The organism is Escherichia sp. WS1451, assembly GCF_046487365.1.
GTDB classification, from domain to species: Bacteria; Pseudomonadota; Gammaproteobacteria; order Enterobacterales; family Enterobacteriaceae; genus Escherichia; species Escherichia coli.
Genome location: NZ_JBJQJP010000037.1, coordinates 16,557 through 28,008 on the forward strand (window position 1 = coordinate 16,557; position 11,452 = coordinate 28,008).

Here is an 11,452-nt window from a genome sequence, read left to right on the forward strand (position 1 = left end):
TGACCTTCCATACCAGTTAATTAAGGATGATTTATGAAAAAGTATATTATTCCCTTCGTTGCGACAACGTTGATGTTTAGCGCAACAACCTTCGCCAAGGATGTCGATCAAGGAACACTAACCATTAGAGGAGAAGTTGTTGATACAACGTGTTACTTTGTTAATGGTGATTCGACAACAGATATCGTTGTCGAAGATGTTGTAACCAGTGCAATGAATCAACTTATCAATAATGAAATCTACACTTTAAAAACCGGTTCAACCTCTCATGACTTAGAAATTCAGTGTGACGGCAATACAGCCCCCAGTATCGAAGTGCTAGCATCAGAGTTTGATGCTAATAACTTTACGCTGAATAAAGGAACTGCTGAGAACATTGGCTTTGCCATTTTCCTCGATGATGGAACTTTGACCAGAATGAGACCGGGGTTAAAAACACCGCTGAAAGATAATGGCTCTGGTCAATATTTTCTTAATTTAAGTGCACAATATGCCCGCACAAGTGGCAATCCTGTTACAAAAGGCTCCGTAGAGTCAACCGTAACGATTAAAATCAGTGCAGATTAACGTTTTTTGCCGGTAGCTCTGCTACCGGTATTATTTACGGAGTGATTACGTGAGAATAATAACAGCATTACTGATGTCATTTTTTATTTTACCTGTTCATGCCGGTGTGGTCATCTATGGTACGCGCATTATTTATCCTGAAAAAAGCAGAGAAGTTCTCGTACAGTTAATGAATCAAAGTAAAAATGCCTCTTTGATTCAGGCATGGATCGATGATGGGAACACCACTATCGCGCCAGAAAAAATTCAGGTCCCATTTATTCTCACACCGCCAGTAAGTCGTGTAGCAGGTGGTTCTGGCCAACAACTTAAAATAAGAAAAATGCCAAACAATTTGCCTCACAATAAAGAAAGTTTATTTTATCTAAATGTTCTGGATATCCCTCCAAACAACCCACAAAATGCAGGAAAAAACAAAATTAAGCTTGCATTGCAAAACCGTATAAAGTTACTTTGGCGTCCAAGCGGAATCGCTCCAGTAGATAAAAAAAGCTTTTCTCAATTAAATATCAAAAAGAAAAACAACGCCATCTCAATAAACAACGAAACAGCCAACTGGATAACGATTACAACTATCAAAGCACAAAACGTGAAAGTTAATAATGAAAGTATCTTACTACCTCCATTTTCGAACAACGACATTACATTAAAAAATAACCACGCATCAGAATATGAACTAACGGTAGTTGATGATTACGGGAATAACATCCATAGTAACATCGCCGCAAGATAACAGGAAAAAGTCATGTTAAGGACGACACGATGGGTCGCTGCTATTATTTTTTTGTATTCTTTTCCGGGTTATGCTGAAGAAACTTTTGATACGCACTTCATGATTGGCGGCATGAGAGGAGAAAAAGTTTCCGAATATCGTTTCGATAATAAACAACCGCTTCCAGGAAACTACGAACTTGATTTTTATGTAAATCACCAGTGGCGTGGGAAAAAAGATATCACGATCCCAGAGTCACCAGCCAAACCATGTCTGCCTAAGGTGCTGCTAACCACACTGGGGGTAAAGACCGATAACCTCAATACAGAAGATAATTGTATTTTACTGGATGAAGCGGTTCATGGTGGACAATATCAGTGGGATATCAGTGAACACCGACTAAATTTAACAGTACCACAGGCGTATATCAATGAACTTGAAAGAGGCTACGTTCCCCCAGAAAGTTGGGATCGCGGCATTGATGTTTTTTATACCTCCTATAATTTAAGTCAGTATCGCTCTTATGACAGCAATAATAACAGTAATACAGCCAGTTATGGCCGGTTTAACAGCGGATTAAATTTATTTAGTTGGCAGTTACACTCTGATGCCAGTTATAGCAAACCTGATGATATGAAAGGCAAATGGCAAAGTAATACTCTTTACCTGGAACGTGGCTGGTCGCAAATATTAAGCACAGTTCAGATAGGAGAAAATTACACATCCTCACTCATATTCGACTCTCTGCGATTTAGCGGAATACGCTTATTTCGCGATATGCAAATGCTACCTGATTCTATGCAAAGCTTTACACCTTTAGTACAAGGTGTTGCGCAAAGTAACGCCTTGATAACGGTTTCGCAAAATGGCTATACCATTTACCAAAAAGAGGTTCCCCCAGGACCATTTACTATCGCAGATTTGCAACTTTCGGGCAGCGGCTCTGATCTCGATGTCAGCATTAAGGAAGCAGATGGTAGTGTTCGTTCCTTTTTGGTTCCCTACTCTTCCGTGCCCAATATGCTGCAACCTGGTGTTTCAAATTTCGATTTTATCGCCGGACGCAGTCAGATATATGGTGTCAAGAATCAGGAGGACTTTCTCGAGGCAAATTATATATATGGCCTCAACAATCTTTTGACACTTTATGGCGGTACGATTTTATCCGATAAATATAATGCTATAACTCTGGGAAATGGTTGGAATACACCGCTGGGAGCAATCTCTTTTGATGCTACCCGATCGAGTAGTAAGTTAAATAATGATACCAGACACGAAGGTATGAGCTATCAGGTCGCCTATAATAAATATCTATTGCAAACGGCTACTCACTTTAGCGTGGCCGCCTGGCGTTATGCTTCGCAGGATTACAGGACATTCAGCGACCATCTTTACGAAAATGATAAAAAAAATCATCAGAGTGACTATGACGATTTTTATGATATTGGCAGAAAAAATAGCCTTTCTGCCAATATCATGCAACCTTTATCCAATAATCTGGGAAATGTATCATTAAGTGCGCTTTGGCGGAATTACTGGGGGCGAAGTGGAAATGCTAAAGATTACCAATTCAGTTATTCCAATAGCTGGCAACGCATCAGTTATACTTTCTCTGCCAGCCAATCCTATGATGAAAACGACAAAGAAGAGAAGCGTTTTAATCTGTTTATCTCCATTCCTTTCTACTGGGGGGATGATATTGCCAAAACACGTCACCAAATTAACTTATCGAATTCGACCTCATTTTCCAAAGATGGCTATTCCTCCAACAATACTGGAATTACTGGCATAGCCGGTGAACATGATCAGTTAAATTATGGTATATATGTTAATCAGCAACAACAAAATAATGATACCTCGCTTGGTACGAATTTAAGCTGGAGAACTCCCATCGCCACAATAGATGGCAGCTATAGCCATTCTAAAAACGCCTGGCAACGTGGTGGAAGTATTAGTAGTGGATTAGTTGTCTGGCCCGGTGGTATTAATATAACTAACCAGTTATCCGATACATTTGCAATTCTGGATGCGCCTGGGTTAGAAGGCGCGCATATTAATGGACAAAAATACAACCGAACAAACAGCAAAGGCCAGGTTGTTTACGACCTGATGATACCTCATCGTGAAAACCATCTGGTACTTGATATAGCAAACAGTGAAAGTGAAACAGAATTGCAGGGCAATCGTCAAATTATTGCGCCTTACCGTGGAGCAGTTTCTTATGTGCAGTTTACAACTGACCAACGTAAGCCCTGGTATATACAGGCACTGCGTCCCGATGGTTCGCCATTAACCTTTGGCTATGACGTACTGGATCTCCAGGAAAACAATATTGGAGTCGTTGGCCAGGGTAGTCGCCTTTTTATTCGCGTAGATGAAATTCCCACTGGCATAAAAGTTGCTCTCAATGATGAACAGAACTTATTCTGTACTATTACTTTTCAACACGTTATCGATGAAAACAAAACATATATATGCCAGTAAAAGGAGTTTACTATGAAGTGGCTTTTATTAATCACCTTGAGTCTATATTCTTTTATTGTGCAAAGTGCTCCCTGTGCAGTGACCAATGTCGGTGAACAACGTGGAACATATATACTCAAGCCACTGAGTATGAAAGGTAATCTCACCGCCGAAAAAATTGAAAACACCGGGAATATCATTGAGTGTGCAGACTTGCAAGAGACGACCAACGCCATTAAAGTTCATTTCTTAACACAGAACGCTTTAAGGTTTAAAGTCGGAAGTCGTCATTATATTATTAATTTCCCCTTTGAATCTGACGGTAAAAAAATAGAGCTTCCAGGGAAGGCATCTTATAATTTAGAAGAAATGCTATCTGCGATAAATTTCACCATTCCATATTCTATCGCATCTGTATCAGATAGTTCTAACACCGCAGACATTTTTCCAGGAACGCCTTTTCCTTTGTTGTTCGAAATTGAAGTGAGTTCATGTACAGGGAATAATACTAATTGTAATAGCGTCCGCTTTAATTTTAATTTAAATACTATTTTACAGGTAAATTTAATGACCTGTGGTTTTGAAGATCAATCTATCGACACTGGACGATTTGTACTGTCTCGTATCAATAATGAAAATTATCAGTTTCATCATATAAGATTTGACTGTATCCAGGGTGAGCAAGGTGAATTAGTTTTTGAACCCAGTGATGTTGAATATTACTTTGAGCCAGTGACGATACAGGATTCAGGAACCAGCATATTAAAAAATGAGTTAGAAAACAGTGAGGACGGTGCGGGTCAAATAGGCTTTCAACTCTCCAATGATGGTACGAATGAAATGCAGTATGGTAAAAGCAATTACTACTCTTTTCAGCATCCCCATGAAGGAAGTAATCAGATTCCTCTATTTATTCGCCCGCGTACATATGGAAATAATGTCTCAAGCGGGCAAATAATGAGCCGAGTCAAAATCGTGGTAATGTACAACTAATCTATCTCCCCCACCTTAACTTTGGGGGAGCTACCGATTAACGTGCCGCTGGGCTAAAAAGCGCAGAATAATCCGTATTGCAGATTCGCTGTACCGCCGGGTGCTGAATCATCCGCTCAGCAAAAATAGCATGGTACTCTTCCATCACATTTTCGACGCGACCAATTTCTACGACAGTTTTATCGGCATAAAAGTCATATGCATAAAGCGTTGGGGCAACGAAGATTGCATTGTGCATCGCACCAAAAGCTTTCATCAACGCGGCATCATCAAACTCGCCGAGGATTTCTACGTTTAATCCCTGGGAGTTAAACCAGTTAAGCAATTTGCGCCCTAACATGGAGCGACGCCCGGGAATGAGTAGCCGCCGTTCTTCCAGACAAGCCGGGAACGGTTTTTCCGGCGGCGGATTTGTGCACCAGAAACTCACGCCACATTCGCCAATTCTCACGGAGAACAGGCCTTCCTGCTGCGTAGAATCTATCGGACAGTCGGAAATGATCATATCCAGTTTATGCTGGCTTAATTGCTCCAGCAGCATTTCGTGGGTGGATTCGAAGCAGCGAAGATGAATCGGCTCGCCTTCTACCACTGCGGCGTTAAGTACGCTACTGACCAGGCGTTTAGAAAGTGCATCAGCCACGCCAACGTCAAACAATAAATTGGATTCTTTGCGATAGTTCACGATATCCAGCATTTCCTGGCTTAAGGTGAACATTTTATCGGCATAGCGATAGACCAGCTCTCCCAGCTCGCTGGGTTCGAGACCACGTCCCTTGCGCTTAAATAATTTGCCTTGCAGGCGCTCTTCCAGCGCCCGAATCTGTCCGGTAATGGTTTGTGGTGTTAAATAAAGCGCCTCCGCTGCGCCAACCACGGAACCTTCTTTATAGACATGCCAGAAGTAATACAAGTGGTTGTAATTGATATGAGACATGCTCATTTCTCTCCCTGATAACAATGAAAAGGGAGCCGTTTATGGCTCCCCGGTAAACCGTCCTGTCAAACTGATGGACGCAAACGAACGCGTAACCAGCTGTATCCAATTACCGCCGAAGAGATAGAACCGACCAGGATACCGAGTTTCGCCCAGTTAATCAGTTCTGGATCTACGCTACCAAAGGCAAGGCTGGCAATAAAGATAGACATAGTAAAACCGATACCGCATAGGATCCCCACCGCCATAATTTGCTGATAAGTCGTTCCCTCAGGCAGATGCGCCAGTTTCAAACGCAGCGCCAACCAGCAGAACAGACTAATCCCCAGTGGCTTGCCAATCAGCAAACCGGCGATGATCCCTAATGGCAGAATGGAGGTCAGGCCATCCAGCGTGACGCCTTGCAGAGATACCCCCGCATTGGCAAACGCAAACAACGGCAAAATCAGATATGCCACCCACGGATGCAAAACATGCTCCAGACGTTTAGCCGGAGAGCGCCCATGCTTCTCTTTTAACGGAATAAAGAAGCCGACAATGACGCCAGCCAGCGTTGCATGGACACCTGATTTCAACACCGCTGTCCACAGTACCACGCCAACCAGAATATAAACGCCCGTGCGACGAACACCACAGATATTCAGTACCGCGAGTACGGCAATCGCTACTGCCGCAACGCCGAGAGACGCCATCGATAAGTCATTAGTGTAGAACAATGCGATGATAATGATGGCCCCAAGATCGTCGATAATAGCCAGAGCCATCAAAAAGATCTTCAGCGCTAACGGAACACGACTTCCCAACAGCGCCAGCACACCAAGTGCAAAGGCAATGTCAGTAGCCGCCGGGATCGCCCACCCTTCGCGGGTAATCGGATCGGCATAGTTAAAGGCCAGATAGAGCAATGCCGGCACAATCATCCCACCAATAGCGGCGATAACTGGAAATGCGGCCTGGCGTAAGCTGGCTAGCGATCCTTGCATCAGTTCACGTTTAACTTCCAGACCGACTAACAGGAAAAATACCGCCATCAGCGCGTCATTTATCCATAACAGCATGTTTTTGTTGATTTCGAGTGAACCAACCCGGAGCTGAACCGGCGTCTCCAAAAAGTCGTGATACCATCCACTGGTTGCGCCGCTATTGGCCATAATCATCGCCAGGATAGCGGCAATGATAAGAATAATGCCTCCCGAGGCATCACTGCTAAAGAATCGATGCAGATGTTTCACTTTTTATTTCTCTTTCAGGTGAATAGATCGTTTTTACTATTTTACCCCGCACGAATCATCGTTAAAATCAGATTATAGTGTAGGAATAATTCGTTTTTTACGAACCATTGAAGGATTTGTGCCATCAGCGATGAGATGAGTTTTTGACGGCTGTAAGCGCTCACGAGTGACCCTAAGCCCTGATAATCATAGCTTAAGGTGAGGATTTCTGAGGGATTAATTAGGAAAAGTAATAATAAAATCGCACTGTGCTATAGCTGTTTATTCCAGAGATGCTTGAAAATATCTAATGTGGAGACAACATTGGCAGGCGACATTCGGTTTAATGAGGATAGAAAGGGATGAGACTCCAGGAAGTTGATAAAACGAGTCGCGCTTGCTAACGTCGAATACCGCATTTCATTTGCTTTCTTGTTTCCTGTAAGGTTACAAACAGCCATTGAATAATCACGGGCGGAAAATGCACGCCAAACATTATTTCTCACGCCACCACTCAAAAACAACCGCGGCGGCGTATCATAATGAGTCGTTTTCTCGCCGCGTTCTTTCACAAATGAAATATGGCACCGGCCTTGATGAATATGCTGTAAATTAGCCATTAGACAACCGCCTAATATAAAGCACTCGTGATCAAGGTAGTGTTGAATATTTATAGAATATGCTTCAGTCAGTACTCTAACCAGTTCAAAATGGCGATACGCCGGAAGAACAGGTTTCACCAGCATCCCCGGATCGTTTTGATGTAATATCGCCCGACCATAATCAATATCAAATAAAGTATCACGTCGCATAGTAAGTAACTCCTTGCGTTGTACGTGATGCGCCAGTGTACCTGGAGACAAACGCTCTTCATAACTTGATGCATATTGATAATGCGACTCTACCGCTGATGGAGAATAATTTGTTGAAATAGCGACGACTCTACCGCTTTGTTCTTCTGCGGTAACAAGGCTATAAAGATAGTTATTACTACCGTTAAACTTTACGCGAAAAGCGCGGGTAGATAGAGAAATATCAGAAGCAGAAGAGTATTGGTAACTTTCTTTATAGTTTACTTCCCGGGATAGTTTCATCAATTCACGGTTAAGCCCTGTGCTATTAAGAAGTAATAATTTACGGATATCTGCAAGTGAAGCGCCTTGATCAATCATCAATGCTAAATGTGTTCTTCGCGGCGTTGTATTTACATGATCCAGAGTGATAAAAGTTCTGGAACAATGATGACAATACATTCTCCTCTGCCCCTGAGCTGAATAGCCATACTTTTTCAGAGATGTGCTTCCGCAAGCTGAACATTGTGGAACCAACCCTCTCCATGAATGATTAACACGATTACGATAAATATTAAGAGATCGTTCAGATATCACAGGAAACAAGTAACCGCATTCCCGACATAAAATATTTTTGCCTTGTGCAATATAATCCTGGCTATTCAACAACCCCAGGTTTTTGCATCCTGGTGTTTTGCAACAATCAACATTTACGTTGGTAAACATATTCACTCCCTGCGAATACCCGGATATTATCGTCATATGTCAAAGAAAAGAACCTGATTCAATGTGTAACATTGAATCAGGCGGGCATGGCCCTGAAAGGCATACATTACATTTATTATGGTTATCAGATTAGCCCCAGGTTACCGCTTCCGGTTTATCACCTCTGGCTTTCATTAATGAATCATTATCAATATCGGCTTTATACTTTAAGAACTTACCATACATTTGTTTTTCAATGTCTGGATTTTTACCTATCTGATTAATGGTCTCAAAACGATCGGTTTTGAGGTTGTATAGGTACTTTGGCTTATTGTTACGATCGATGATCATTTTCCAGTCACCATCACGTATCGCCCATTCGTCGGTTGGATCATCCTGGAATGGCATGTCAATTCCGAAGATTAATGGCTTTTCACGTTTTAGCGCTTTGTTCTCAAGGACAGGAACCAACGATTCGCCATCAAAAGTCCGGTCCGTCGGTAATTTGAAGTTCATCATTTTCGCCAGCGTAGGCATCCAGTCCAGACCATAAACAGGCGTATCTGAAACCATTCCCTTTGGAAGATGCTTTCCGTATTTAATAATCGCCGGAACACGGATGCCACCTTCCCAGAGATTATCCTTGCGACCACGTAATCCATCAGTTTCCCCTGCCAAATTCAGTTCATAAACTTTGCGCGCTTCACGCGTTACTGGTCCGTTATCACTGGTAAAAATAACGATGGTGTTATCTTCTTCACCCATCGCTTTGATTTTATCCAGTACTTTTCCAACCTGAGCATCCAGATAACTGATGTTGGCATAATATTCTCCTGTACCACGCCAGGGTTTATCCGCCCAGTCGCCATAAAATAAATCAGGATGCTGCTTCTGATAATCGCTCATATATTGTGAGTACATGTCGAGGTATTTTTTGGGCGAAGCCAGGGGACTGTGCACTTCGGTAAAAGCGACATAAAGGAAGAAAGGCTTACTGTCCTTTTTGTTATCCAACCAGTTGACGACTTCCGAACTGACATACTCACCACTCATTTTATCGGAACGTGGTGTGGGTTGCCCGTTACGCAACCAGCCCGTTGGATAGACCATGCCAAAACGGGGACGCTCCTTCGCATTATCCAGAGTAGCGTCGGTAACAAAACCCGCCGTATTAACCAGTGAGTAATCAAAGCCCATATCTTTTGCCTGCGGCTGATCGGTGCGATCGCCGCCTGCATTCAGATGCAGCTTACCCATCATGGCCGTGTCGTACCCTTGCGCTTTGAGTAGATTAGCAATCGTGAGTTCATTACGCCCTAATGCCACATCTTTTCCCGTTGGGATCCATGAGCGTATGCCGGTACGAAATGGCATCCGCCCTGTTAATAGTCCCGCCCGTGAAGGAGAACTTAAGGGGGCAGGTGCATAATAGTCGGTAAATTTGACGCCTTCCTGGGCAAGCCTGTCTATATTGGGCGTTTTAACGATCTGATGTCCATATGTTGCCAAATCACCATAGCCTAAATCATCCGCCATAATGATGACTAAATTGGGTTGTTTAGTTTCGGCGGCTACGGCTGGATTAAAAGCATTCCCTGTGCAAACTGCAAGGCCGATCAAACTGGCCATTAATGTTTTCTGCATAATTATTCCCTGATGAAAATTAGAAATCATAACCAAGCATATAAATCATTTGATCGCCAAAACCATCGTAGCCCAACTTATTATCGAAATAACGCCACGTCACACTGGCTTTCCAGCGAGGATAGAACTTCCAGGCCACTGTTAAACCGCCATTTAGCCCATTCCGACCAAATTGTTGTTCCGCATAGGCATCATTTCTGTCCAGTTCTATTTCATTCCAGTTAGATAAAACAAATTTTTCGTCAAATAACGTAAAAGGTAATACTGCTGTCCAGCCAACAACATAACCATTCCAGCCATTTGTTTGTCCATATTTGGCTGAGACGTAGTCTCCAGATTGATTATGTAATCCAATATACGGTTTAAAAAACCCCCATGAACCATTCCAGCCGAGGTAGCCCAAACCATAAAACATATCAAGATCGTCACCCCATGAGTTATCCCATTGACCATAGATCTTGCCAAAGAAAGTCATATTGGAGTCAAAGAGTCTGACATGTGTCATAGCAGAAACGGTATGATTACGCCCCGCTACGGCATGGTTAAGCACATTGCTTTCATAAAATGAGTAAAACTCGGCTTCTTTAAAATTCACACCAAAGTCTGCAGTCACTTTCCATACTTCACCACGATGAGTGTTAACGAAGCCACTATTCCAGTCAGCATAACCTGCATTTATTGAGCCAAAGGAACCTTTATATTCTAATGAAGAATATGCAGGAAGGTGATAGAAAATCGTTGTCAGGGCACACGCAATAAGAAGCCGTCTTTTGGCAGACATATAATATGCTCTCCATTCATTTTTTTTATGGTTCCATAGAAATCAATACATCAGATAATTCATTTTGATTAAGAACGACTCAGAAAGTATATTTAAAGGTGAATGGCAAAGCGTGATGGAGATCGCAGATTACTTTTACCCCCGGGTGTGGAGGTATCGTGTTTCAAAAAGTGTGTCGATTTTAAATATCACTCATTGATTTATAAACATTTTTCCTCACAAAAAGAAAATTCAATTCTGTACAAGAATATTTTGTATCTTCTATTACTTTCTCCAGTAATAACTCACCATTCAGGCATAACTTAAACCTCTTGTTCATAATCTCAACTTTTGTAAATGAAAACGCACATAAGAGTTAAAATAAACAATGTACTAAAGATTGATTACGCAAAAATGCGAGGCGTCTTCAGGATTAGAATCGATAAAACAGAATGGGTTAAAGAGAGCGATATAATAGCGGCGGGTGCTTGAGGCTGTCTGTCTCAGGCATTAGCTGAACGGCAGATAGAGAAAAGCCCCGAGTGATATTTTACCATCAACCTGTACTGCACCCATTTTGTTGGACGATGAAATGGAATAGCCCCTGATATGTCAAAGCCAAAATACCCTTTTGAAAAGCGCCTTGAAGTCGTGAATCACTACTTCACT

The 11,452-nt window shown here is 42.3% G+C and carries 9 protein-coding genes; 4 read left to right on the forward strand and 5 right to left on the reverse strand.

Annotated elements, in window-relative coordinates; translation table 11 throughout:
• The first annotated feature begins 33 nt into the window (after positions 1-33).
• From ACJHX7_RS25065 to ACJHX7_RS25080, 4 genes are read left to right on the forward strand one after another with little or no spacing between them, the layout of a single operon-like run.
• Positions 34-567 (forward strand): fimbrial protein, encoded by a 534-nt coding sequence (locus ACJHX7_RS25065; RefSeq protein ID WP_000759929.1) that lies wholly within the window; start codon positions 34-36, stop codon positions 565-567.
• A gap of 49 nt (positions 568-616) precedes the next feature.
• Entirely contained in the window at positions 617-1,300 is a 684-nt protein-coding gene (locus ACJHX7_RS25070) for a fimbria/pilus periplasmic chaperone (protein WP_012602160.1), read from the forward strand.
• 12 nt (positions 1,301-1,312) lie between these two features.
• Positions 1,313-3,763 (forward strand): fimbrial biogenesis outer membrane usher protein, encoded by a 2,451-nt coding sequence (locus tag ACJHX7_RS25075; RefSeq protein WP_094030562.1) that lies wholly within the window; start codon positions 1,313-1,315, stop codon positions 3,761-3,763.
• A 12-nt stretch (positions 3,764-3,775) separates the two neighbouring features.
• Positions 3,776-4,735: a fimbrial family protein gene (locus tag ACJHX7_RS25080; protein ID WP_094030563.1), complete on the forward strand. Its 960-nt coding sequence runs from the start codon at positions 3,776-3,778 to the stop codon at positions 4,733-4,735.
• Between the two features lie 37 nt (positions 4,736-4,772).
• Here the strand turns inward: ACJHX7_RS25080 and nhaR are convergent, their stop codons facing one another.
• The 5 genes from nhaR to ACJHX7_RS25105 form a co-directional block, all read right to left on the reverse strand.
• Positions 4,773-5,672, reverse strand: coding sequence for a transcriptional activator NhaR (gene nhaR / locus ACJHX7_RS25085; RefSeq protein WP_001300855.1), 900 nt, complete (start codon positions 5,670-5,672; stop codon positions 4,773-4,775).
• A 65-nt stretch (positions 5,673-5,737) separates the two neighbouring features.
• Positions 5,738-6,904, reverse strand: a complete 1,167-nt coding sequence (gene nhaA, locus ACJHX7_RS25090) for a Na+/H+ antiporter NhaA (RefSeq protein WP_000681353.1) — start codon at positions 6,902-6,904, stop codon at positions 5,738-5,740.
• A gap of 251 nt (positions 6,905-7,155) precedes the next feature.
• A complete protein-coding gene (locus tag ACJHX7_RS25095; RefSeq protein ID WP_022645156.1) occupies positions 7,156-8,400 on the reverse strand; it encodes a hypothetical protein in 1,245 nt (414 codons plus the stop codon).
• Positions 8,401-8,529: 129 nt separating this feature from the next.
• A complete protein-coding gene (locus tag ACJHX7_RS25100) occupies positions 8,530-10,023 on the reverse strand; it encodes a sulfatase (protein WP_001173013.1) in 1,494 nt (497 codons plus the stop codon).
• A 19-nt stretch (positions 10,024-10,042) separates the two neighbouring features.
• Entirely contained in the window at positions 10,043-10,804 is a 762-nt protein-coding gene (locus ACJHX7_RS25105) for an outer membrane protein OmpK (protein WP_001274824.1), read from the reverse strand.
• Positions 10,805-11,452: the final 648 nt, after the last annotated feature.